23 protein-coding genes are annotated in these 25,609 nt (G+C 35.7%); 10 read left to right on the top strand and 13 right to left on the bottom strand.

What is annotated here, in order from left to right; all coding sequences use genetic code 11:
- The 11 genes from ACIQ6Z_RS00860 to hpt form a co-directional block, all read right to left on the bottom strand.
- The coding region (locus tag ACIQ6Z_RS00860; protein WP_396209054.1) for an ABC transporter permease at positions 1-1,015 on the bottom strand (1,015 nt) is incomplete at its 3' end.
- Entirely contained in the window at positions 1,012-1,641 is a 630-nt protein-coding gene (locus ACIQ6Z_RS00855) for an ABC transporter ATP-binding protein (RefSeq protein ID WP_396209053.1), read from the bottom strand. The genes ACIQ6Z_RS00860 and ACIQ6Z_RS00855, both read right to left, overlap by 4 nt.
- Before the next feature lie 53 nt (positions 1,642-1,694).
- Positions 1,695-2,357: a superoxide dismutase gene (locus tag ACIQ6Z_RS00850; protein ID WP_396209052.1), complete on the bottom strand. Its 663-nt coding sequence runs from the start codon at positions 2,355-2,357 to the stop codon at positions 1,695-1,697.
- 167 nt (positions 2,358-2,524) lie between these two features.
- Positions 2,525-3,208 (bottom strand): DNA repair protein RadC, encoded by a 684-nt coding sequence (gene radC, locus ACIQ6Z_RS00845; protein ID WP_396209051.1) that lies wholly within the window; start codon positions 3,206-3,208, stop codon positions 2,525-2,527.
- A 97-nt stretch (positions 3,209-3,305) separates the two neighbouring features.
- Positions 3,306-4,661, bottom strand: a complete 1,356-nt coding sequence (gene murC / locus ACIQ6Z_RS00840) for a UDP-N-acetylmuramate--L-alanine ligase (RefSeq protein WP_396209050.1) — start codon at positions 4,659-4,661, stop codon at positions 3,306-3,308.
- A gap of 67 nt (positions 4,662-4,728) precedes the next feature.
- Positions 4,729-5,418, bottom strand: a complete 690-nt coding sequence (locus ACIQ6Z_RS00835; protein ID WP_396209049.1) for a tetratricopeptide repeat protein — start codon at positions 5,416-5,418, stop codon at positions 4,729-4,731.
- A 90-nt stretch (positions 5,419-5,508) separates the two neighbouring features.
- Positions 5,509-7,656 carry a S46 family peptidase gene (locus ACIQ6Z_RS00830; protein ID WP_396209048.1) on the bottom strand — a complete coding sequence of 716 codons (2,148 nt, stop codon included), beginning with the start codon at positions 7,654-7,656 and terminating at the stop codon, positions 5,509-5,511.
- 177 nt (positions 7,657-7,833) lie between these two features.
- Positions 7,834-8,844 (bottom strand): GTPase ObgE, encoded by a 1,011-nt coding sequence (gene obgE, locus ACIQ6Z_RS00825; RefSeq protein WP_396209047.1) that lies wholly within the window; start codon positions 8,842-8,844, stop codon positions 7,834-7,836.
- A 62-nt stretch (positions 8,845-8,906) separates the two neighbouring features.
- On the bottom strand, positions 8,907-10,181 hold the full coding sequence (locus ACIQ6Z_RS00820; protein ID WP_396209046.1) for a hemolysin family protein: 1,275 nt from the start codon (positions 10,179-10,181) through the stop codon (positions 8,907-8,909).
- 112 nt (positions 10,182-10,293) lie between these two features.
- On the bottom strand, positions 10,294-10,875 hold the full coding sequence (locus tag ACIQ6Z_RS00815; RefSeq protein ID WP_396209045.1) for an adenylate kinase: 582 nt from the start codon (positions 10,873-10,875) through the stop codon (positions 10,294-10,296).
- Positions 10,876-10,905: 30 nt separating this feature from the next.
- The gene (gene hpt / locus ACIQ6Z_RS00810) at positions 10,906-11,436 is read right to left on the bottom strand and encodes a hypoxanthine phosphoribosyltransferase (protein ID WP_396209044.1); all 531 of its coding nucleotides are present in this window, start codon (positions 11,434-11,436) and stop codon (positions 10,906-10,908) included.
- 96 nt (positions 11,437-11,532) lie between these two features.
- On the opposite strand from hpt, the gene ACIQ6Z_RS00805 reads away from it, so the two are divergent.
- The 4 genes from ACIQ6Z_RS00805 to ACIQ6Z_RS00790 all read left to right on the top strand — a co-directional run bounded on the left by ACIQ6Z_RS00805 (position 11,533) and on the right by ACIQ6Z_RS00790 (position 16,172).
- Positions 11,533-12,081, top strand: coding sequence for a hypothetical protein (locus ACIQ6Z_RS00805; protein ID WP_396209043.1), 549 nt, complete (start codon positions 11,533-11,535; stop codon positions 12,079-12,081).
- Between the two features lie 75 nt (positions 12,082-12,156).
- A complete protein-coding gene (locus ACIQ6Z_RS00800) occupies positions 12,157-13,311 on the top strand; it encodes a 5-(carboxyamino)imidazole ribonucleotide synthase (RefSeq protein ID WP_396209042.1) in 1,155 nt (384 codons plus the stop codon).
- A 208-nt stretch (positions 13,312-13,519) separates the two neighbouring features.
- The gene (purE, locus tag ACIQ6Z_RS00795; RefSeq protein ID WP_396209041.1) at positions 13,520-14,002 is read left to right on the top strand and encodes a 5-(carboxyamino)imidazole ribonucleotide mutase; all 483 of its coding nucleotides are present in this window, start codon (positions 13,520-13,522) and stop codon (positions 14,000-14,002) included.
- A 145-nt stretch (positions 14,003-14,147) separates the two neighbouring features.
- Complete coding sequence (locus tag ACIQ6Z_RS00790; protein ID WP_396209040.1) at positions 14,148-16,172, top strand: M3 family metallopeptidase; 2,025 nt, start codon at positions 14,148-14,150, stop codon at positions 16,170-16,172.
- Between the two features lie 8 nt (positions 16,173-16,180).
- On the opposite strand, the gene ACIQ6Z_RS00785 is transcribed toward ACIQ6Z_RS00790, so the two are convergent.
- A complete protein-coding gene (locus tag ACIQ6Z_RS00785; RefSeq protein ID WP_396209039.1) occupies positions 16,181-17,437 on the bottom strand; it encodes a 3-deoxy-D-manno-octulosonic acid transferase in 1,257 nt (418 codons plus the stop codon).
- 32 nt (positions 17,438-17,469) lie between these two features.
- Between ACIQ6Z_RS00785 and ACIQ6Z_RS00780 the strand changes: the two genes are divergently transcribed.
- From ACIQ6Z_RS00780 to galE, 3 genes are read left to right on the top strand one after another with little or no spacing between them, the layout of a single operon-like run.
- Complete coding sequence (locus ACIQ6Z_RS00780) at positions 17,470-17,661, top strand: hypothetical protein (RefSeq protein ID WP_396209038.1); 192 nt, start codon at positions 17,470-17,472, stop codon at positions 17,659-17,661.
- Between the two features lie 27 nt (positions 17,662-17,688).
- On the top strand, positions 17,689-18,816 hold the full coding sequence (locus ACIQ6Z_RS00775) for a DegT/DnrJ/EryC1/StrS family aminotransferase (RefSeq protein WP_396209037.1): 1,128 nt from the start codon (positions 17,689-17,691) through the stop codon (positions 18,814-18,816).
- A 55-nt stretch (positions 18,817-18,871) separates the two neighbouring features.
- The gene (galE, locus tag ACIQ6Z_RS00770) at positions 18,872-19,888 is read left to right on the top strand and encodes a UDP-glucose 4-epimerase GalE (RefSeq protein WP_396209036.1); all 1,017 of its coding nucleotides are present in this window, start codon (positions 18,872-18,874) and stop codon (positions 19,886-19,888) included.
- On the opposite strand, the gene ACIQ6Z_RS00765 is transcribed toward galE, so the two are convergent.
- Positions 19,875-20,687 carry a hypothetical protein gene (locus tag ACIQ6Z_RS00765; RefSeq protein ID WP_396209035.1) on the bottom strand — a complete coding sequence of 271 codons (813 nt, stop codon included), beginning with the start codon at positions 20,685-20,687 and terminating at the stop codon, positions 19,875-19,877. The genes galE and ACIQ6Z_RS00765 overlap by 14 nt on opposite strands.
- Positions 20,688-20,838: 151 nt before the next feature.
- On the opposite strand from ACIQ6Z_RS00765, the gene gcvP reads away from it, so the two are divergent.
- The 3 genes from gcvP (at position 20,839) to ACIQ6Z_RS00750 (ending at position 25,598) form a co-directional block, all read left to right on the top strand.
- Positions 20,839-23,682 (top strand): aminomethyl-transferring glycine dehydrogenase, encoded by a 2,844-nt coding sequence (gene gcvP, locus ACIQ6Z_RS00760; protein WP_396209034.1) that lies wholly within the window; start codon positions 20,839-20,841, stop codon positions 23,680-23,682.
- A 246-nt stretch (positions 23,683-23,928) separates the two neighbouring features.
- Positions 23,929-24,987 (top strand): 3-oxoacyl-ACP synthase III family protein, encoded by a 1,059-nt coding sequence (locus tag ACIQ6Z_RS00755; RefSeq protein WP_396209033.1) that lies wholly within the window; start codon positions 23,929-23,931, stop codon positions 24,985-24,987.
- A gap of 65 nt (positions 24,988-25,052) precedes the next feature.
- Entirely contained in the window at positions 25,053-25,598 is a 546-nt protein-coding gene (locus ACIQ6Z_RS00750) for a methyltransferase (RefSeq protein ID WP_396209032.1), read from the top strand.
- Positions 25,599-25,609 lie beyond the last annotated feature (11 nt).

Genomic DNA, 25,609 nt, shown 5'->3' with positions numbered 1-25,609 from the left:
TCAACAATTGAAATCTCCTCGCACCATTCACACGCAACAAGGCAAATTCTGATTCACGCTCTTTTAACGTAGTATAGAGCGCAATAAAAATTGAAATTCCCGAAATCAACATGATCCCATACGCTAAATATTGCAGCGCCGTTACTCCAATTCCAAACAAACCAAACAAACGATTGACTTCAAAAGCAGGAGATACGGCTTGCATTTTTGTATTTTGTGGAATCACGCGCTGCCACGTTAGTTTTGCCATTTGATTGCGAATTTTCAATAAAACTGCGGTAATTTCCATATTGGGTTCATCAATCGTTATGTCTGCTTCTTCATGTTCATGTTCATGTTCGTGTTCGTGTTCACCTTCGACATGAATATGCCCTTCTTCTCCATGGGCTGGATTTTCTTCATGCTCGTGGTGCATTTGCCAAACTGTTGGGATTGTACAAAGGATTAAATTATCTACAACTTTTCCCGTTTTTGATGCAATTCCAACGATTACATAGGCATAATCGTCATGGACTTCACCTTCTTCGGCATCGCCATGAGAACCATAAAATTCATCCCCCACTTTCAAATTTAATTTTTGTGCTATTTCGGCTCCAACAACTACTTCAAAATTCTTTTCAAAGAGAATACCATCCACAACTTTTGCATTATATTTTGCTAAGTAATCGGTGGTTGTACCTAAGATTTTATAGCCTCGATAATTATCACCAAAGGCAAGTGGGATTGCTTTTTCAACAAAGGGATGATTCATCCAAACTTTTGCCGAATCATAGCTAATATTTCCAGTAGGTGAATCCACTTGGTATACCGATGACAAAATTAATTGCAACGGACTTCCTTGAGCGCCCAAAACAAGATCTACATCTTCAATGTTACTTGAAAATTTTTCTTCAAACTGTTTTTCAACCAAGATTAAAGTAGTAATAATTGCGACACTCGATGTTAATAAAATAACACTTAAAACAGTATTCAATGGTTTAAACCAAATGTTTTTCCACGCTAATTTTGCAATCATACCAAAGTAATTTTATTAATGAATTTTTCTTTAATACGGTTATCGTGCGTTACAATAAGTAAAGCTGCATTGTATTCTTTTGATAAAGAAGTTAGCAAATCGATTACTTTTTCAGCATTTTTGTCATCTAAACTTGATGTCGGTTCGTCGGCCAAAAGGACTTTAGGTTCATTCATTAAAGCACGTGCAATAGAAACGCGTTGTTGTTGTCCAATACTCAATTGTGCGGGTAATTTAGTCGCTTGGTTTTCGATACCTAATTGTGTCAATAGTTTTTTGGCACGCTTGGAATGTTTTTTACCGGTGGCCAACCAACTGGACATTTCTAAATTTTCCAACACAGTCAATGCGGCAATGAAATATGATTTTTGAAAAACTAAACCAATATTTTTTCCTCGAAATGCATCGGTTGCCTTTTCTGACAATGAAACCAAATCAGTTTTATTAATTATAATTTGACCTGCTTTTGGTTGCAACAATCCTGCTAAAATATGCAAATAGGTTGTTTTCCCTTTACCCGAATCTCCAGTAATAAGCAAAGTGCTTCCTGCTTCGCAATACAAATCTGGAAAAATAAATTCTTTGTCTTTAGAATACGAAAATCGTAAATTTTTGGTACTTATCATACGTAAATATTCCGCTTAAATTGTGTCGAAAGTTACTAAAAAAATAAATAAAATTATAGTGCCGCTTTATATCTATTGCTTACTTCTGTCCAGTTAACTACATTCCATAAAGCAGCTAAATAATCGGCTCTTTTATTTTGGTATTTCAAATAGTATGCATGTTCCCAAACGTCTATTCCAAAAATGGGAGTTCCCTTAACGTCGGCAACATCCATTAACGGATTGTCTTGATTTGCAGTCGAACTAACCCCTAATTTACCGTCTTTAGTTACTATTAACCAAGCCCAACCCGAACCAAAACGACTTGCTCCAGCTGCGTTTAATTTCTCTTTTAATTTCTCTAAACTACCAAAAGTATCATTAATTGCTTTTTCTAATTCTGTTGACATCTTGGTGCTTTTTTCAGGTGTTAACACCGACCAAAACAACTCATGATTATAATGTCCTCCAGCATTATTCCTAACCACCGTTGGTAATTTTGATACTTTATCAAAAATTTCGTTTAAACTTAACTTTTCATCAGCAGTTCCGATTAAAGCTGCATTTAGATTTTTTACATAAGCCGCATGATGCTTACTGTAATGGATTTCCATTGTTTGAGCATCCACGAATGGCTCTAAAGCATTATAAGCATATGGCAACGCTTTTTGAGTAAACTGAGCAGAGGCTGTAAATGCGACTAAAAATAATGCGACTAAAAGTTTTATGTTTTTCATGATCTCTAAATTTTTTTATAAAATTACGGCTTATCACTTACATAAAAAATTATGCTGTCTTAAAATTTCCATAATTGTTAGTTTAAACGCAAATAATACTGAGATTTTTCGCAAAGTTCGCAACGGAAAATTTGTTGAAAAACTTTGTGACTATGTGTTTCAAAAAATCAAAAAATTCCAGTATCTTGAAAACTCAAATAACCATTTTCGGTAATGATAATATGATCCAATACTTGAATTTCTAGGGTTTGTCCGGCTTGTTTTATTTTTTTTGTAATTTGTATATCGGCATCACTAGCCATGAGTTTTCCCGATGGATGATTGTGTATTAGTAGCACTGCAGTAGCATTTTGTTCCAATGCCATTTTAAACAGCAAACGAAGGTCTACAACAGTTCCTGTAATGCCTCCTTTTGAAAGCTGGGCCTTATAGATGACTTTATTGGAATTATTGAGATACAACACCCAAAACTCTTCGTGAGGCAATTCGCCGATGATGGGTTGCATGATCTCAAAAACGGCTTTGCTTGAGGTAATTTTCTTAAGCTCGATAGCCTCTTCTGCCCTTCGTCTTCTGCCTAATTCTAGTGCAGCGGCGATAGAAATAGCTTTGGCTTCTCCAATTCCTTTGAATTGCGTGAGTTGAGCAACTGACATTTTACCTAAGGTATTCAAATTGTTTTCGGAAGAAGCTAAAATGCGTTGACACAATTGCACCGCACTTTCGTTCCGAGAACCGGAACCAATTAAAATAGCAAGTAATTCGGAATCGGATAAGGCGGCTTTGCCTTTGAGTAGAAATTTTTCACGGGGTCGATCGTCTTCGGCCCACTGATGGATTGGCGTGTACATAACATTAATTTTGGCGTTTATTTGATAAAAATAGAAAAAAATGAGTCAATTTGAAGATTTGAAACAAAATAAATGCTCAAATCTTCAAATTGAATAATTATGAAATTAAGTCTTTCACCTCATCAAAATTTAATCCGCCGTAATTACCTGAACTCATTAATAGTAATGTGGAATTATCTAAATTTTGACTGAATAAAAAGGCTGCAAATTCAGCTGGATTGGTGTAAATAATTAAATCTTCTCTTTGGAACGATTGTGCAATTTGTTCATACGTTACTTCTTCCAAACGTTTGATTTTTACGGCATCGGGTGAATAAAAAACAACCGCAACGTCGGCAGCATCTAAAGCGCCTTCATACTCTTTTAGAAACTCTGCATTCAAACTACTGTAGGTATGCAACTCCAGACAAGCTACTAATTTTCTATCAGGATATTGTGCCTTTACGGCTTTTGTGGTAGCCGAAACTTTACTAGGCGAATGTGCAAAATCTTTATAAGCCACCTTATTTGCGCTTTCGGCAATTTTTTCTAATCGTTTAGAAGCGCCTTTGAAACTGGCGATGGCTTCATAAAATTGGGCTTCGTCTACCCCCATGCATTGGCAGATCCATTTGGCACCCGCTAAATTGCTCAGATTATGTGCTCCAAAAACTTCGATCGGCATCGGACCTTCGGGAGTATCCAACAATGTGGTTCCGTTATCAACGGTATAACTTGGCGTTTGATATGCAATTTTTCGAATGGGATTTTCTGTTCTTTCTGCTACCGATTTTACAGATTCATCTTCTTCGTTGTAGATTAGAATGCCACCTCTTGTAATTTGATTCGCAAAAATTCTAAATTGCTCCACATAATTATCAAACGTTGGAAACACATTGATATGATCCCACGCAATTCCAGATAACAAGGCTATATTGGGTTGATACAAATGGAATTTAGGACGCAAATCGATTGGGGACGTCAAATATTCATCACCTTCCAATACAATAAAATCGTTGCTTTCAGTCAAATGTACCATGGTGTCAAAACCTTCCAATTGGGCACCAACCATGTAATCTACTTCAATAGTATGATAATGCATTACGTGTAAAATCATGGAAGTAATGGTTGTTTTACCGTGCGAACCTCCAATAACTACTCGGGTTTTATTTTTTGATTGTTCGTACAAAAATTCGGGATACGAATAAATTTTCAATCCCAATTCTTGTGCTTTCAATAATTCGGGATTATCGGCTTTGGCATGCATTCCTAAAATAATAGCTTCAATATCAGTTGTGATTTTTTCAGGAAACCAACCTTCTTCTTTTGGCAACAATCCTTTTTTCTCCAAACGCGATCTAGAAGGTTCAAAAATGGCATCATCACTACCCGTTACATGATATCCTTTGTTGTGAAGCGCTAGGGCTAAATTGTGCATGGCTGCTCCGCCGATTGCAATGAAATGTGTTCTCATTTTTTAGGTTGAAGGTTAAATTGTTAATTTGTGGTATCGTTTAAACGATGAAACATTTCACAATCCACTATTTTCTTTCAAATTCGGTTTTTAATTTAGAGGCTTTCACTCTATCTTTTAGTTTGTTCAAATATAAGTCATATAATTTTTCAAAGATAATTTTTGAAGCATCAATTTCAAAGGCTTTTCTATACTGTAATTCTGCTTTCCCATATCGTTTGAAATGCGAATCGATATAACCTTTAGCTAAATATCCTTGCGCATTTGAAATTCGCTGGAGCTCATCGGCATATTTTTGTGCTTTATTTTCGCTGCCTCCAATAATGGAAGGTAATTCGAGGTACAATACAACAAGTGCCCATCGAGATTCAAGGTGTTTTGCATCCAATTTTGCTGCTGTTAAAAAAGCATTTTCAACATCATCTAGCATTCCTAGTGCTTTAAATTTGTTGGACTCTTTAGCCTTCATTCCAAGAGCTCCACCGTACTTGAAACAGTAATTAGCATCTTTTGGATAGCTGTTTTTTAATTTTTTATAATATTCCAAGGCTTGATCCCATTGCTTTTGACTTCCTGCTATATCCCCCAAATATTCTAATGACTTTGCATGATTTGGATGAGACTTGAGGTAGTCTTGAAAAACTTGTTTGGCTTCATTCGATTTTTTTTGCATCCATAGTTTTTCACCTTTCTCAAAACTGGTTTGAGAAAATGCAAAAAGCGAAAAAAAGAATAAGAAAAAAAAGGTGTACTTCATAATTCAAAAATAGTGAAATGAATTGGGATTTTTCATAAAAAAAACGACTTGATAGCTCAAGTCGTTTTTAATCTTATTGTATTTAAACAATTACTTCACAATTGTCATTTCGTCAACAATATGTTTAGCGCCTGAGAAATTCTCTATAACCCACAATACATAACGAATATCAACATTTATTGTTCTTTGTAATTTATTGTCAAAAATAACATCGCCCGCCATGGCTTCAATGTTACCGTCGAATGCTAATCCGATTAATTCTCCTTTTCCATTTAATACTGGAGAACCTGAGTTACCACCGGTAATATCATTATCCGTTAAGAAACAAACGTGTAAAGAACCATCTTTATCGGCATAACGACCGTATTCTTTTTTAGCATTCATTTCCAACACTTTTACTGGTAAATCAAACTCTAAATCACCTTTTTTGTACTTCTTAACTTGACCTGATAATGTAGTGTAGTTGTTAATTTTTGCATCGTTACGTTTGTCTGCTGGTAAAGAACGAACTTTTCCATAGGTTAAACGCAATGTAGAATTGGCATCTGGATACATGATTTCTCCAATTTTAGACTCTCTTAATCCTTCTACTAACAAACGAAAAGACGCTCCAAAATCGTTTTGTGCCTTCATTAACTCTTCGCTTCTTTTACCAAAATGATTGACTAAGTCAGTAGATAATATCTGTAGCGGATCGTTTGCTAATGCCGCTTCGTTTGGAACACCTAAAAATGCTTTGATTTTGTCTTTAGAAGTAAAAATACTTTTATCAAATGCTTCTTTTACAAATTGAGTAAAATCACCCCCATTTGACGCTGCTAATTTTTCAACCATTGGCGCCAATGCATAACCCGCTTTTTTAGCATACAAACTCAATTGAGCCGCTAAAATATCGTTTTCTGCAGGAATATGAAGTTCTCTATACATTTCATCAACCATTTCCATTATAGCCGGTGCCATCTCGGAACGTTTTTGTGCATCTGCTTTGTAATAGGCTTCTAATTGTCTTCCAAGGGATCTATTAATTGTCCCAAAAGCAGAAGTTCTAAATAACTGCTGTAAATAATTATCGTGACGCGATTTTTCATTCGTCATGGCATAATAATTATTGATAGTAGCCACAACATTACCATATTTGGCTTTGTTTTCCGGTTTATTAGCCCATTCATTAAACTTTGCTTCTTGTGCCGCTTTTGTTTTTGCGGTACCAAATTTTGACAAGGCATCAATCATACCTTGACGATTTTTCCAGTAGTTAGCTACTCCTGCAAATTTTGAAGCGTATACAAGATTTAAGGCTTCGCTTTGTACCATGTATTTTTTCATGTTATCCATACCGGTTTTTGAACCTTCAACCCAAGCAGGATAAGCATATTTTACATTTTGTTCAATCCCACCTGCAGGCATCCAACGGTTGGTTCTACCTGGGTAACCTAAGATCATTGCAAAGTCATTCTCATTTACACCGCCTAAATTTACTGGCAAATGGTGTTTTGGTTGAAATGGAACATTGTTTGGGGAATAGTCTGCTGGGTTACCATTAGCATCAGCATATACTCTAAACATAGAGAAGTCAGCGGTGTGACGTGGCCATTCCCAGTTGTCTGTATCTCCTCCAAATTTTCCTAAACTTTCTGGAGGTGTACCAACCAAACGAACGTCTTTATAATCTTGGTAAACGAAATAATAATATTCATTCCCTTGAAAAAACGGACGAACAGAAACCGTATATTTTCCACCTTCGTTGTTTTCTTTTTCAATTTTAGCAATTTCTTGATTGATCGCTTTTTCTCTTTCTGCTTCGCTCATTCCTGGCGTTACAACAGATAAAATTCTTTTTGAACAATCGTCCATACGCACAAAGAAACGCACGAATAAGCTAGATGGTTTTAATTCTTCTTTTCTATTGGCTGCCCAATAACCATCTTTTAAGTAATTTTTTTCGGCAGAAGATAATTCAGCAATAGCGTCATATCCACAGTGGTGATTGGTTAACACTAATCCTTCTTTAGAAATCATTTCAGCGGTACATCCGCCATTAAACTGCACAATAGCGTCTTTTAAACTGTGGTTGTTGATGCTGTAAATTTCTTCGGCTGTTAACTGTAAGCCCATTTTTTGCATGTCGCGATGATTCAAACGTTCAATAAACATTAAAAACCACATTCCTTCATCTGCTTTTACAGATGCAGGAATCAGCATAATAGCTGATACGACAAATAATAATACTTTTTTCATAATAAACAGGTGTCTTTTGATTTGAGTTGCGAATATACTTAAAAATACGATTTTGATAAAATTAACATGAAAAAATCATGTATGATTGTGTCAATTTTAACTTTATTTTAGAAGAACTGGATTAAAAACAAAAAAGCACCTTCAGTAGAAAGTGCTTTTTTATAAACTATTTTGTATTTATTTTTCTTCAACATTTAACATGTGCCACAATTTGTCTTTCAACTCTTGCAAACCTTGTTGCGCAACAGACGAAATAAATAAATACGGTGTTCCTTTGAATGCTGCGTCCAATTGTTTTTTCAGTTCTGCGCGTAATTCATCGTCTAACATATCGCATTTTGAAATCACAATCAAACGGTCTTTGTCTAACATTTCGGGATTGTAACGATGCAATTCGTCCAACAAAATTTCGTATTCTTTCTTGATATCATCGGCATCAGCTGGAACTAAAAACAATAAAGTTGAATTACGTTCAATATGGCGTAAAAAATAATGTCCTAATCCTTTTCCTTCGGCAGCTCCTTCTATAATTCCAGGAATATCTGCCATGACAAACGATTGAAAATCTCGGTAGGCTACTATTCCCAAGTTGGGTTTTAATGTAGTAAACGGATAATCGGCAATTTTTGGTTTAGCCGATGTAAGCACCGAAAGCAAGGTTGATTTTCCAGCATTTGGAAATCCTACCAACCCAACATCTGCCAATACTTTCAATTCTAAAGTAACATCCACTTCTTTGACAGGCATTCCTGGTTGCGCATACCGAGGAGTTTGATTGGTTGCACTTCTAAAATGCCAGTTTCCTAGACCGCCTTTTCCACCTTCGGCTAAAATTTTAACCTCATCATGTTCTGTAATTTCAAATAAAACATCACCAGTTTCTTGATCTTTTACAACAGTTCCCAAAGGGACTTCAATGATTTTATCTTCTCCGTCGTGACCTGTACTTCTTGAACTCCCACCATCACCACCATGACCCGCACGCATGTGTTTCAAAAATTTTAAATGAAATAAAGTCCATAGGTTTTTATTTCCTTTTATATAAACATGACCTCCACGACCTCCATCTCCTCCATCGGGGCCCCCTTTTTCAATAAATTTTTCACGGTGCAAATGCGAAGAGCCTTTCCCTCCTTTGCCGGAAGAAACATATATTTTTACGTAGTCTACGAAATTACCCTCTGTCATTTGAAAGTTAGAAGTTAGAAGTTAGAAGTTAGAAAATTCTAACTATAACTTTATTAATTATTTTATTCTTTGTATTGTTTGATTAAGACTTTGTCGATCTTAGCGCCGTCCATAGCTAAGGCCTCAAGCTCTAATTTATTCCAAATTATTTTCTCACCTTGCGTGGGAATATTCCCAAGTTCGGTGATGAAAAAGCCGCTTACGGTAGTTACTTCATAATCGTTGATCAATTCGTCTAAGTCGAAAAAAGTTAGAAAGTCGTGTAATGAATATTGCCCATCCACCAACCAAGTACCGTCTTCATTGGATACTAATTTGTATTCGTCTTCATCAAAATCAGACGCGTCGCCAACCAAGGCTTCCAAAATATCATTTAAGGTAATTACCCCTTGAAAAATAGCATGTTCATCAACCACAAAAGCATAATGCAATTTTGAAGTTTTGAAATTTTCTAAGGCTTTATAAGCCGATGTTTGTTCGATCAAATAAACAGGTTCTCTCGTAATGGCTTTTAAATCAAATTGCCCCGATTCAAAACTCACAAACAGGTCTTTTAATAAAACCAATCCGATGACATTGTCTAAATTATCTTCACATACCGGGTAAACCGAATGCAGCTCATCAATGACTTTTGCTTTGATTTCTTCTTTAGTATCCTCCAGAGACAAATACACAATATCACTTCGGTGCGTCATTAAGGAATTCACTTTACGATCGCCAATATGAAACACTCGCTCAACTATATCTTGTTCAATTTCTTGTACTTCTCCTACTTCAGTTCCTTCTTTAATGATGGCTTTGATTTCCTCTTCGGTTACTTTTCCATCTGCTGTAGGCTTTATTTGCAACATTTTCAATAAGAAATCGGTAGATGTAGTCAGCAACCAAATAAAAGGCATCGTAACTGTTGAAACAATTTTCATAGGGAAAGCGACTGCTTTTGCAATGCCTTCTGGATAATTAAGTCCGATGCGTTTTGGCAATAATTCACCAATCACCAAAGAGAAAAATGTTAAAACAATTACAACAATTCCTACTGCAATTGAATTTGAATACGGACTTAGTGCTTCAAATGTTGCCACAAAATTTTGAACATCGGTTGTGATTTTATCTCCCGAATAAATACCAGTTAAAATTCCGATTAAGGTTATTCCGATTTGAACTGTAGATAAAAATTCATTGGGAGAATTTGCTAAATCTAATGCCGCTTTAGCATTTTTATTTCCTTTTTTCGCTGCTGTTTCTAAACGATTTTTTCGAGCTGAAATCAGAGCGATTTCAGACATTGAGAAGACACCATTTAAAAGGATTAAAAAAAGTATTATTAAAAGTTCCATAGTGTAAAATTACAAAAAAAGAGCATACGTCCCGAATTTCGGAAATAGCTCCTTTTCTGTTTGCAAATATCTAAAAAAAAATCGAATGCCCGAAATTTATATTTATACCAGTTTATTTGATATGTAATTGATCTAAAACCGCACTTAATCGTTCGGTTACTTCTGCTATAGAACCAATTCCGTCTACCGCATAAAACTTATTTTGAGCCGCATAATAATGCATTAATGGCGCTGTTTTATGATTGTACTCATAATATCGATTACGGATTTTTTCTTCGTCTTGATCGTCGGGTCTGCCCGAAGTTTTTCCTCGTTCTAACAATCGAGCAACTAAAATATTGTCGTCAGCTTCCAAAGCCACAGTCGCGGTAATTTCTTCATTTTTAGTAGCTAAAAAAGCATCTAAAGCTTCGGCTTGAGCTAGCGTTCTTGGAAAACCATCAAATAAAAAACCGGCAGCTTGTGGGTTTTTATCTACTTCACTTTGTAACATTTGGATGGTAACAGCATCGGGCACTAAATCACCTTTATCCATAAAGGTTTGTGCCAATCTGCCTAGTTCTGTATCATTTTTAATATTGTATCTGAAAATATCTCCAGTTGATAAATGCACTAAATTGTATTTCCCTTTTAAAAATTCGGCTTGTGTTCCTTTTCCTGCTCCTGGTTTCCCAAATAATACGATGTTAATCATTGCTATTTTGTTTGTTGTTGTTGTTAAAATTTATTCTGATAATTGATATACGTCTTTTAAATTGCGACCTAATCCATCGTAATCTAACCCATACCCTACAATGAATTTATCTGGAATACGTATCCCTACATAATCCAATTTAATATCTTTTGTATAGGCGTCGGGTTTTAAAAACAAAGTTGCAATTTTAAAATGTTTTACATTATATGATTTAAATATTGCTTTTAATTCTTCAATAGTATGACCCGTATCTACAATATCTTCAACGATAATTACAGAACGACCTTCTAAATTTTGATTGATTCCAATTAATTGTTTTACCGCATTAGTGGTTTGTGTTCCTTCGTAAGAAGCCATTTTTACAAAAGAAACTTCACACGGTTGGTTGTATTTTTTTAGTAAATCGGAAACCACCATAAATGAACCATTTAAAACACCTATAAAAACAGGTACATCATCAAAAAAATCAGCTTCTATTTGTTGTGCCATGGTTTCAATAGCAAAGTTAATTTCTTCCTCAGCGATGAAAATCTCAAATTTTTTATCGTGTAATTGTATCACTTTTGATTCCTTTAAATGAAAGAACAAAATTAATGAAGTGCGAAGGATTTTAAACCAACTATTTTAACTTTTTTGCAAATTTGGTATATTTACAAAATGAAAAACGAGTTGGTCTCAAAAATTGATCAAAGCACCGCGCATCGAAAAAGTCGCGAGCAACTGAGCAATTATGTGCTGCGTCGTTTAGAGCTACTGCTAGAATTTATCCAAATTGCTTTCGATACTTCACATAAAAATCATGTAAAAGCATTTTGGAGTTTAGAATTAGTTTGTGAAAAAAAATTAAAACTATTTGTGCCCTACCTCGATCAATTTTGCGAAGTATTGCCAAAATTGAAAGATGATTCTGCGATTCGACCCGCCACAAAAATTTGCCTGTTTCTGGCAAAAAGCAACCATCGAAAAAACGGTATTTCCTTAACTCACGAACAAGAACATTCCTTAATTGAAGCCCTATTGGATCGTTTGATTCAAGACGAAAAAGTAGCCGCAAAAGTGTATGCCATGCGAGCGCTTTTTGTGCTTGGAAGAAAATACAATTGGGTACATGATGAATTAAAAACCATCATTGAACAAGATTATGCAAATCATTCGGCTGCCTATCAAGCCGCCACTCGAAATTTATTAAAAAAACTCCATAAGTAACAAATTACAATTATCAATTGTTAATTATCAATTGTCTGAGTATCTTTGCGAAAACAACTGCAACGCAACAACATAATGAATTATTTTTCTTCTGATTTTAAATTAGGCATATTAGGTGGAGGACAATTAGGCAAAATGCTTTTGACCGAAACCCGAAAATTTGACATTCAAACATTCGTATTGGAACCGAGTGATGAAGCACCTTCCCGATTGAGCTGTAACGAATTTATCAAAGGGAGTTTGATGGATTTTGATACGGTGTACCAATTTGGCAAAAGGGTCGATTTACTCACTATCGAAATTGAAAATGTAAATTTAGACGCTTTAGATCAATTAGAAGCAGAAGGATTACCCATTTATCCTTCACCAAAAACCTTACGTTTGATTCAAAACAAAGGAAAACAAAAAGATTATTACGTAGCAAATAAAATTCCCACTTCGCCACACCTTCGATTTGTGGATTTAAACGATTTGAGAGCAACTATTGCAAAAGACGAATTAGAATTTCCATTCGTTTGGAAATGTGCGCAATTTGGCTATGATGGAAATGGCGTAAAAATTTGTCGTTCAACATTAGACTTGGTAAATTTACCCGACGTAGAATGTATTGCTGAAGCAATGGTTCCGTTCAAAAATGAATTGGCAGTTATTGTAGCGCGTTCGGTTACCGGTGAAGTTAAAACCTATCCGGTCGTAGAAATGGAATTCCACCCAGAAGCCAATCAAGTGGAATATGTGATTTGTCCCGCTCGTATCGATGAAAAGGTAGCTCAAAAAGCTACTGAAATAGCTTTGAAAGTTTCGGAAGCTTTTCATCACGTGGGTTTGTTAGCTGTAGAAATGTTTCAAACCGAAGACGATAAAATATTAGTGAATGAAGTTGCTCCAAGACCTCATAATTCGGGACATTATTCAATTGAAGCGAGTTATACTTCCCAATTTGAAAACCATTTGCGTGCAATTTTAAATCTACCTTTGGGTAATACCAATAGCAAAGTTGCTGGAATCATGGTAAATTTGGTAGGTTCAGCAGGGTATTCTGGACAAGTAGTTTACGAAAACATAGAGAGAATCATGGCAATCAACGGAGTAACACCACATATTTACGGAAAAAGAGAAACAAGACCTTTCCGAAAAATGGGACACGTTACCATCGTTAATGAAGATATGACAGCAGCCAGAAGAATTGCGGAGGAAGTGAAGAATTCAATTAGAGTAATTAGTCAATAAGACAATGTGTCAATTTGAAAATGATTAAACAATATTTTAAAATAAGTTTATATTCGTTTGTCACATTTTGTGCATTTAACTTTTCTATACTATTAACTTGGATTTTAGTATTTTTATATTTCATTTTCAAAAATTTTTAACATAAAAACAACCAAAACCCTACTCACCCCTAGTAGGAATTCCCCCTTCGGGGGTTAGGGGCTGATTTATGAGTAAAGTAGCCATCATCATGGGAAGCATCTCCGATATGCCGGTAATGCAAGAAGCCATTGATATTTTAAAAGGATTTGATATTGAAACCGAAGTAGATATTGTTTCGGCACACCGAACACCTGAAAAATTATTTGATTTCAGTAAAAATGCACACGAAAGAGGTATTTCAGTAATTATTGCTGGTGCGGGTGGTGCAGCTCATTTACCTGGAATGGTTGCGTCTATGTCGCCACTTCCTGTTATTGGAGTTCCTGTAAAATCAAGCAATTCTATAGATGGATGGGATTCGGTTTTATCGATCTTACAAATGCCAGGCGGTGTTCCTGTTGCAACTGTTGCATTAAACGGTGCAAAAAATGCAGGGATCTTAGCGGCACAAATTATTGGAAGTTCTGATAAATGTGTTTTAGATAAAATTATCGCCTACAAAGAAGGATTAAAACAAACCGTTTTAAATGCCTCTGAAGGATTGAAATAAAAAAATCCCAAAGATCACTTTGGGATTTTATTCACAAAAATCTAACTAATATAATAAATTTAATCTCTTTTGATTTGGGGAAAAAAGGGATTTAATCAACATTTCATCGACAAATTTAAACACTTTATCGATAAAAACAAATTTTATGACACTTTTTTTAGCACCATTTACCACAAAATATACTACGGCACCTTTTAACAAGATTACACTATCTGATTACCAACCGGCATTCGAAAAAACAATTGGAATTGCACAAAAAGAAATCGACGCCATAGCCAACAACCCCGAAATACCAAGTTTTCATAACACCATTGTGGCCTTAGATTTTGCTGGTGAAGCTCTGGACCGTTTGTCTTCTGTTTTTTTTAATTTGAATTCAGCGGAAACGTGCGATGAAATGCAAAAAATTGCACAAAAAGTATCACCCTTGTTGACTGAATTTAGCAATGATGTGGCTTTGAATGAAAAGTTGTTCCAACGCATCAAAACCATTTACGATCAAAAAGACCGTTTAACACTTACACCAGAACAAATCACATTACTCGACAAGAAATTCAAAGGTTTTTCTAGAAATGGCGCCCTACTTAACGAAGACGAAAAATTAATACTACGCGAGATTGATACCGAGTTGGCCAAACTAAAATTAACCTATGGAGAAAATGTCTTGGCAGAAACCAATAACTATCAATTACACATTACCAATGAAGCCGATTTAAAAGGTTTGCCCGAGGATGCTAAAGAAATGGCGGCTGGATTGGCCAAATCTAAAAATGCAGAAGGTTGGATTTTTACCCTAGATTTTCCGAGTTATTTACCTTTTGTAACGTATGTAGACAATCGTGAATTACGAAAAGAAATCGCCATTGCTGCTGGTAAAAAATCGTTTCAAGACAATGAATTTGACAATAAAGAAAACGTAAAAAAAATAGTCGCATTGCGTCACAAGCGCGCAAATTTATTGGGTTATGAATCGCATTCCCATTTTGTTTTGGAAGAGCGCATGGCACAAAATCCTGAAACCGTACGTTCCTTTTTGAATGATTTATTGGAAAAAGCAAAACCTGCCGCTATAAAAGAATTTGCTCAATTAACCGCTTTTGCAAAAGAATTGGATGGAATTGACCATCTTGAAAAATGGGATGGTGCTTACTATTCGGAGAAATTGAAACAAAAATTATTCCGTTTGGATGTTGAAGTATTGAAACCGTATTTCCAATTGGAAAATGTATTAAACGGTGCTTTTATCATAGCAGAAAAATTATTTGATATTACGTTTAAAGAAGTTTTTGATATTGATACATACCACAAAGATGTTCAAACTTTTGAAGTCTTGGATTTTGAAGGAAATTTAGTCGCTGTTTTCTATGCGGATTTCTTTCCAAGAAAAGGAAAACGCAACGGCGCTTGGATGACATCCTTTAAACCGCAATACATAAAAGACGGAATTAACGAACGACCTCATGTTTCTATCGTTTGTAATTTCACGCCAACAACGGAAACAAAACCATCGTTGTTAACTTTTAATGAAGTAACGACATTGTTTCACGAATTTGGACACGCATTGCACGGCATGTTGGCCAATACAACTTATCCAAGCCTATCAGGAACTTCGGTGTATTGGGATTTTGTGGAATTACCAAGTCAAGTTATGGAAAACTGGTGTTACGAACCCGAAGCCTTAGCTTTATTTGCCAAGCATTATGAAACAGGTGAAATTATCCCACAAGAATATGTTGAAAAAATCAAAGATAGTGCGAGTTTCTTAGAAGGAATGGCCACATTTCGCCAATTGAGTTTTGGGATTTTAGACATGGCCTATCATGCTAAATATCAAATAATTGACGATGTAAAATTGTTTGAAAAACAAGCAATGGCTACAACTAGTTTGTATCCAGATGTAGCTGAAAATTGTATGAGCACGTCGTTTTCACATATTTTTCAAGGCGGTTATTCTTCAGGGTATTACAGCTACAAATGGGCAGAAGTTTTAGATGCCGATACCTTTGCGTATTTCCAAGAAAAGGGCATTTTCAACAAAGAAGTAGCCACCAAATTCAAAGACAACGTACTTTCAAAAGGCGGCACCGAATTACCCATGGAATTGTATAAAAAATTCAGAGGTCAGGAACCAAAAGTGGAAGCATTGTTAAAAAGAGCTGGGTTAGTTTAATTTTAAAATTACGAACCAATATGCGCCATAACAGTTTGTGTCGCTCCTTTATTCATTTGAACAAATGTGCTGCAAATATGACCTTTTTCGAGTCGTTCGTCTTGGTTTTGAAGCAACAGATCAAACGCCTCATTCAATTGAATTTGATTTTGAACAACCAAACAACCATTTAGTGTAACTAAGGCTGTAACTTCGGCAAAATGTGAATAATTTGGTCCAATAACTATGGGGATTCCAAAAGTAGCGGGTTCTAAAATATTGTGCACGCCTGGATTTCCGAAACCTCCACCTACATAAGCAATATCTGCATAGGAATAAATTTTGGTTAAAATTCCGATGGTATCAATTATAAAAACTTGAAAATCCTCTAGTTTCGGCAACTCTTTTTTAGAATCTGAATACAAAATTGTTTTCTTCTTGATGGAAGACTGAAGCGAAACTATATTTTCTTGCAAAATATTATGTGGCGCAATAATAAATTTGATATCCTCCGAACACTGATTAATGTAATGGATTAGTAGTTCTTCATCTTTTGGCCAAGAACTACCAATTACTATGGTCGTTTTATTATTTATAAACTGTTCCATAAAATCTAACGAATTATCGCGTTCTAAAATAGAAACCACCCGATCAAAACGGGTATCGCCAGATACTTTTACATTGGTAAAACCGAGTTGATTCAAAAGTGTTTTTGAACCTTCATTCTGAACAAAAAAGTAATCAAAAGTGTGCAATGCTTTTCTGTAAAATCCGCCATACCATTTAAAAAAAGCCTGATTTTCTCTAAAAATTCCGGATATTAAATAGGTTTTTATATTTTGTTTCTTCAGTTCGTTTAAATAATTCGGCCAATATTCATACTTGATTAAAAAGACCTTTTCAGGATGCACGAGTTGCACAAATTGCTTTGCATTGGAAATCGTATCCAAAGGCAAATAAACCGTAACATCTGCAACCGAATTGTTTTTTCGCACCTCATACCCCGAAGGCGAAAAAAAAGTGAGGATGATTTTGTGATTTGGATAGCGTTGCTTAACCGCTTCCATCACAGGCAATCCTTGTTCGAATTCCCCTAATGAAGCAGCATGAAACCAAATGGTTTTATCGATTGGTCTTATCCCGTCTTTGAGCGTTGAAAAGACTGTTTTTCGTCCCGTCACAAAAAGTTTTAATTTCGGACTAAATAGCGCAAAAATTTTAAGGCATTGTGATGCAAGGAGTACAATTAAATTATATATTTGATTCATGCTCTTAAATAAGTTCATAAAAGTACAATTGTTTCCTCAAATTAAAAAATATGAAATTTTTTTCTCAAAAGATGTTGGTCTTTGCTAGCGTATTTTTCCTAGTGAATATTGCCATCAAAAAACTAATGTTTCAAGAACAAACGAATAGTGAATTAATCGTTTCGTCATTAGTAGTTACAGTAATTGTTAGTTTGTTCTATTATTTTTTAAACAGAAAGAAAACGACTTCAAAAGATAATTAGTAATTTTACCCACAGAAAAATACAATCATGAAAAAATTACAAATGGTTGACTTAAAAAGTCAATACGAAAAAATAAAAGACGAAGTAAATGCTTCCATTCAAGAAGTATTAGATACCAACACCTATATCAACGGCCCATTGGTGCACCAATTCCAAGCTGATTTAGAAAAATATTTGGGTGTAAAACACGTAATTCCATGTGCTAATGGAACCGATGCCTTACAAATTGCCATGATGGGATTGGATCTTAAACCAGGTGATGAAGTCATTACGGCCGATTTTACGTTTGCCGCTACAGTTGAAGTAATTGCTTTATTGCAATTGACTCCCGTTCTAGTCGATGTAGATATGAATAATATGAATATTTCTATTGAAGGTATTCGGAAAGCAATCACACCTAAAACCAAAGCTATTGTTCCCGTTCATTTGTTTGGACGTTCTGTTAATATGGATGCCATTATGGAAATTGCGCACGAACATAACTTATACGTTATTGAAGACAATGCCCAAGCAATTGGTGCAAATTATAGTTCGAAAGACGGTTCTAAAAAGAAAGTTGGTACTATAGGACATGTAGCTGCCACATCCTTTTTTCCTTCAAAAAATTTAGGCTGTTATGGCGATGGTGGTGCCATTTTTACCAACGATGATGCATTAGCACATCAGATCAGAGGAATTGTAAATCACGGTATGTATGAACGATACCATCATGATGTAGTGGGTGTAAATTCGCGTTTAGACAGCATACAAGCAGGTGTTTTGAAAGCAAAATTACCTCATCTTGACACGTATAACAAAGCACGCCAAGAAGCAGCCAGAAAATACAGTTTGGCCTTAAGTCAAAACCCAAACATTTGGGCACCGTTTATCTGTGACTCGTGCGATTGTCATGTGTTTCACCAATATGTAATACGCATATTAAATGGCAAGCGAGATGGATTATTAGCTCATTTACAAGAAAAAGGAATTCCTTGTGCTATTTATTATCCGATACCTTTGCACAGTCAAAAAGCCTATGCAGATGCACGATACAACGAAGCCGATTTTCCGGTAACCAATCAATTGGTAAAAGAAGTAATTGCGCTACCCATGCACACAGAATTGGATGACGATCAAATCCAATTTATAACCGAAGCGGTTTTAGAATACGTTTAATAGTCTTCAGTTACAGTTTGTGTAAACTGCGACTGCGACTACCTACTAAAATAATATGAAAATACTTGTAACAGGGGGTTTAGGATTTATCGGTTCGCACACCGTTGTAGCATTACAAACTGAGGGTTTTGAGGTTATTGCAGTTGATAATTTGTCCAATTCTTCACTTGAAGTTTTGGAGGGTATCGAACGAATTACTGGAAAAAAACCAGCATTCGAAAACATTGATTTGCGCGATAAAAGTGCGGTTCAAAACCTCTTCAAAAAATACGAAGACATTTCGGGTGTCATTCATTTTGCAGCTTCAAAAGCCGTGGGTGAAAGTGTCGAAAATCCGTTGTTGTATTATGAAAACAACCTCAATTCGTTGATCTACTTATTGCAAGAATTACAACAAAAACCTGCGGCACATTTTATTTTTAGTTCATCGTGTACGGTATACGGTCAGGCCGAAAAAATGCCTATTACAGAAGATGCTCCCATACAACTTGCTTTATCACCTTACGGAAACACCAAGCAAATTGGTGAAGAAATTATAACGGATGTGGCAAAAGTTAGTGCCATTAACGCCATATTATTGCGTTATTTTAATCCAATTGGCGCTCATGAATCGGCTGAAATTGGCGAATTGCCCTTGGGAGTTCCTCAAAATTTAGTCCCATTTATTACTCAAACCGCCATTGGAATGCGTGAAAAATTATCGGTGTTTGGAAACGACTATCCCACAACCGATGGAACCGCTGTAAGAGATTACATTCATGTAGTCGATTTAGCCAAAGCGCATGTTGTAGCACTCCAGCGATTGCTTCACCATCAAAATCTTGAAAACGTAGAGGTTTTTAATTTAGGAACTGGAAAGGGAAGTTCGGTATTGGAGGTCATTCAAGCGTTTGAAAAAGTAACGAATCAAAAACTAAATTACCAAATTGTGGGCCGTCGTGAAGGCGATATTACAGAAGCCTATGCGCATACAGAAAAAGCCAACACCATTTTGGGTTGGAAAACCGAATTGTCGCTAGAAGAGGCCTTATCCTCAGCCTGGAAATGGGAAAAAAAGATTAGAAATAAGTAAACATTTTTTGGGCTAACCACCAAAATATTGGAATACTTTCAACCCAAAAACTAGTATAATATTTGGATTTTTTTTCGTGTGAAAAATATAAAAAAACGGCTATAATTACTATAAAAAAGAAGTCGAGGAAGATCCATTGGCTTTGAATTATTGCATCGATTCCTAGATATAGCAACAAAAGAAAATAGCCCAATTGTTTTGTTTTTTGTACCCCAATTCGCTGGGGTAATGTTTTCAAGTTAAGCGTATCAAATTGGACATCAATAATTTCAAAGACACACATCAAAGCATAAACCAATACAAAACGTTGGAAAGCCAAAAGAAGTGTTTTAACTGAAATAGTAACCTCTTTAGCCACGACCGGCATCATAAAAGTAATGAGCATCCAACTCAATGCTACCAAAAAGATTTTATATCCTACCCAATTTCTACCGGAGTGACCGCGTCCAAAAAAAGAAAAACTATAAAATAAGGTAAGTAGTAAGGCTATAATTGCCACAATTTGTGAAGCAGTTTGCCATAGCATAAAACAATAAATAGCCACTCCAAATGCGCTCAAACTAAGGATTCCGATTAAACGGTTCCTCGGGGAAAGAAAGTACTTTTTTGAACTAATTAAAGGAGCATATTTTATGATATTATACGCAGCAATCGTTCCAAAAAAACCAAACGCAACTACCGACGCATCATAAGAAGTGTTTAACCCTGAAAATGTAAGTAAAATTAAAGCACAAGCCGCAAGCGCAACATGTATGCTGCTCTCGATATAAAAGTCAACTATTTGCTTTCCGATGGCCATTCAACAAAAATAATCAATCTGTTAATAAGATCCCTATTTAGTTGATAAAATCACAAAAAATCACCTTTTAAAAACAAAGAATTACAAGATTAATAATTACTTTTGTTGCTCAAACAACACATAAAAAAACACTTATACATTTTATCAATAAATGAGAACAGATGCATTCGCTTTGAGACATTTAGGTCCCCGTGAAACCGACTTAAATCACATGTTTAAAACAATTGGTGTAGCAAATTTAGAGCAATTGATTTTTGAAACGATTCCAAATGACATTCGTCTAAAAAATGATTTGGATTTGGATGCTCCAATGACCGAATATGAGTATTTATTACACATTCAAGAATTAGGAAAGAAAAATAAAATTTTCAAATCCTATATTGGACTAGGCTATCACCCGGCCATTGTACCAGCCGTTATTCAACGTAACATTTTTGAAAATCCAGGATGGTATACTGCTTATACGCCGTATCAAGCTGAAATTGCCCAAGGTCGTTTAGAGGCTATATTGAATTTTCAAACTACTGTTATTGAATTAACCGGAATGGAAATTGCCAATGCCTCGTTACTAGATGAGGGAACAGCTGCTGCGGAAGCAATGGCCTTACTTTTTGATGTACGATCACGCGATCAAAAGAAAAATAATGTAACTAAATTCTTTGTTTCTGAAGAAATATTACCCCAAACACTTTCAGTATTACAAACCCGATCTACGCCTTTGCGAATTGAATTGGTTGTAGGAAACCATGAAACTTTTGATTTTTCAACTGAGTTTTTTGGTGCAATGTTACAGTATCCAGGAAAATATGGCCAAGTATATGACTATGCTGGATTTATTGCAAAAGCTACTGAAAAAGAAATCAAAGTCGCTGTAGCTGCAGATATTTTATCATTAGCAAAATTAACTCCTCCAGGAGAAATGGGTGCCGCTGTAGTTGTAGGAACTACCCAACGCTTTGGAATTCCTATGGGTTATGGTGGTCCTCATGCCGGCTATTTTGCAACGAAAGAAGAATACAAACGTTCGATGCCAGGTAGAATTATTGGCGTTTCTATTGACACTGATGGAAACCGCGCACTACGAATGGCATTAGGAACACGAGAGCAACACATCAAACGTGAAAAAGCCACTTCAAATATTTGTACCGCTCAAGTATTATTGGCTGTAATGGCAGGAATGTATGCCGTATTTCACGGACCAAAAGGCTTACAATATATTGCCAATAAAGTACACGCTTCTGCAGTTACTACTGTTGATGCTTTAAATAAATTAGGCGTTTACCAAACCAATTCTGCTTTCTTTGATACGATTTTAGTAAAAGCAGATGCAGTAAAAGTTAAAGCAATTGCTGAAAAACACGAAGTGAATTTCTTCTACCCTGATGCAGAAACGATTTCGATTTCCTTCAACGAAACCACTTCTATTCAAGACATCAATCAAATCATTGCGATTTTTGCAACAGCTACCGGAAAAGAACCTTTTACAATAAGTGAATTGTCTTCAGAGGCAATGGTTCCAACTAACTTAGAACGTAAATCAGCTTTCTTACAGTATGATGTTTTCAACAACCATCATTCTGAAAGTCAATTGATGCGTTACATAAAAAAATTAGAACGTAAAGATTTATCGTTAAATCACTCCATGATTTCTTTGGGATCGTGTACCATGAAATTAAATGCTGCTGCCGAAATGTTGCCCTTATCAATGGCAAACTGGAACAGTATTCACCCTTTTGCACCTGTTGAACAAGCAGAAGGTTACCAAATCATGTTGAAAAAATTAGAGCACCAACTGAATGTAGTAACAGGCTTTAAAGGCACCACCTTACAACCCAACTCGGGCGCACAAGGTGAATATGCTGGATTAATGGCCATTCGTGCGTATCATTTATCCAGAGGCGACCATCACAGAAATGTTTGTATTATTCCAGCTTCGGCACACGGAACAAATCCAGCTTCAGCTGCAATGGCAGGGATGGAAATCATCGTAACAAAAACCATGGATAACGGAAATATTGATGTGGAAGATTTAAGAGAAAAAGCCATTCTCCACAAAGATAATTTATCGGCATTAATGGTAACCTATCCATCAACACATGGTGTTTTTGAAAGTGCCATTATTGAAATTACCAATATTATTCATGAAAACGGAGGTTTGGTATACATGGATGGTGCTAATATGAATGCGCAGGTTGGATTGACCAATCCGGCTACCATTGGTGCCGATGTGTGTCACTTGAACTTGCACAAAACCTTTGCTATTCCTCACGGAGGAGGTGGACCCGGTGTTGGGCCTATCTGCGTCAACGAAAAATTAGTGCCGTTTTTACCAACAAATCCTATTATTCCTGTGGGTGGTGATCAAGCGATTACAGCCATTTCCTCAGCCCCTTATGGATCGGCATTAGTTTGTTTGATTTCGTATGGTTATATTACAATGTTAGGTGCCGAAGGTCTTACCAATGCTACAAAATATGCCATTTTAAATGCCAACTACATGAAAGTGCGTTTGGAGGCACATTACCCTGTATTATATTCTGGAGAAATGGGAAGAGCCGCTCACGAAATGATCTTAGACTGTAGGGCTTTTGAAGAAAAAGGAATCAAAGTGACGGATATTGCAAAACGTTTGATGGATTATGGATTCCATGCCCCAACCGTTTCGTTCCCAGTTGCCGGAACCTTAATGATTGAACCAACTGAATCAGAGGATGTAGCCGAATTGGATCGTTTTTGCGAAGCCATGATAGCAATTCGAAAAGAGATTGACGCCTCTCACAAAGATGATGTAAATAATATATTAAGAAATGCACCGCATACATTAACTAAAGTAACAGCGAACGAATGGGTGTATCCATACACAAGAGAACAAGCTGCATATCCATTAGCCTATGTCGCTGAAAACAAATTTTGGCCAACCGTGAGACGTATTGACGAAGCTTATGGCGATAGAAATTTAGTATGTTCTTGCGCTCCTATTGAAGCCTATATGTAAAATTTGATTCAGGATTCAAATTTAAAAGTTCAAGATTACCCATAATCTTGAACTTTTTCATTTATGCTTATATCCTAAAAGTAAAATAGTTACAAATAAATGCAACATAATTCTATTCTAAAAGAAATCATTTTCTCAGTTTTTTGTCCATATATTAACAATATGACAATAACATTAAATTAAACAAAAGTTTTTAAGTTATGTTAAAGAAAAATTAATATTTTCGTTACATCAAAACCAAAATTTATGAACATCAAAATAACAGGTTCTGGAAGCTATATTCCCACAGAAAGAGTCACCAATATTGATTTTGCAAAACATTCCTTTTTAAACGAAGATGGTTCTCCTTTTCCCTACCCAAATGATGTTGTGGCTGAAAAATTTTTAGAAATTACAGGTATTCAGGAGAGAAGATATGTAACGGATGATTTATGCACTTCAGATATTGCTCTATTAGCTGCTGAAAAAGCTATTTCAGACGCAAAAATAGATCCAGAAACCTTAGACTATATAATTTTAGCTCATAATTTTGGAGATGTTAAAAAAGGAGCCATTCAGTCTGATATTTTGCCCAGTTTGGCCACTCGTGTAAAACACGGATTAAAAATAAAAAATCCAAAATGTGTGGCCTATGACATTTTGTTTGGATGTCCGGGGTGGATAGAAGGCGTCATTCAAGCCTATGCATTCATAAAAGCTGGTATGGCTAAAAAATGTTTGGTAATTGGTTCAGAAACTTTATCACGAGTTGTAGATATTCATGACAGAGACTCTATGATTTATTCCGATGGTGCTGGTGCCACCATCATTGAATCGACAGATGAAACAGGTGGAATCCTATCCTATGAATCGGCTTCATTTACACATGATGAAGCGTATTATTTATTTTTTGGAAATTCATTCAATACCACTCACGATCCAGATATTCGTTATATTAAAATGTATGGCAGAAAAATATATGAATTTGCCTTGAGCAATGTTCCAAAAGCGATGGCAGCTTGTTTGGAAAAAAGCGGACTTCCCATCGAAAAAGTTAAAAAGATTTTGATCCATCAAGCCAATGAAAAAATGGACGAGGCCATCATTCATCGCTTCTTTAAACACTACAAACAATCACCTCCCGATGGTGTTATGCCAATGAGCATTCACAAACTAGGAAACTCTAGTGTAGCGACAGTTCCCACTCTTTATGATTTATTAATCAAAGGCGCCATCGAAAATCAATCCTTAGCAAAAGGAGATGTTGTTTTGTTTGCATCGGTTGGCGCAGGTATGAATATTAACGCATTCGTTTATCAAATGTAATTTTTTTATGTGTTGTTAATGGTTTATCGTTAATTTTGCAACATCACAAACCGAAAACCGTAAGCATGTACGAAAAAACATATCCAAGCAAACGATTCAATATCACTTTAGATTTTCTAAAAAACCACATCAAAACTTCAGAAACTATTTTTGACTTAGGCGTTCCTAATCCCTTTTCAAAAATCATGACTCAAAATGGATATAGTGTAATCAATACAAAAGGAGAAGACTTGGACACCGATCAAAGTGCACTTCAAAATGAGAAATATGAAGTATTTACTGCTTTTGAAATTTTTGAACATTTGCTCAATCCGTTCACCATTCTTGAAAACGTTACGGCCGATAAAATAGTCATATCGATTCCTTTGCGCTTGTGGTTTTCTCCTGCGTATCGCAGCAAAACTGATATGTGGGACCGTCATTACCATGAATTTGAGGACTGGCAACTCGATTGGTTGCTTGAAAAAACGGGATTTAAAATTGTTGATCGCATAAAATTTACACATCCTGTAAAAAAGGTAGGTTTTAGACCCTTGTTAAGATGGTTTACGCCACGTTACTATTTGGTGTATGCGGAAAGAAGCCCCCTAACCCCCAAAGGGGGAATATAAAACGCAAATTA

The sequence above is a fragment of the Flavobacterium sp. genome, from assembly GCF_044376915.1.
Classification (GTDB): domain Bacteria; phylum Bacteroidota; class Bacteroidia; order Flavobacteriales; family Flavobacteriaceae; genus Flavobacterium.
Note: the sequence above shows the minus strand (reverse complement) of the source record. Positions and strands in the feature narration are given on the sequence as shown.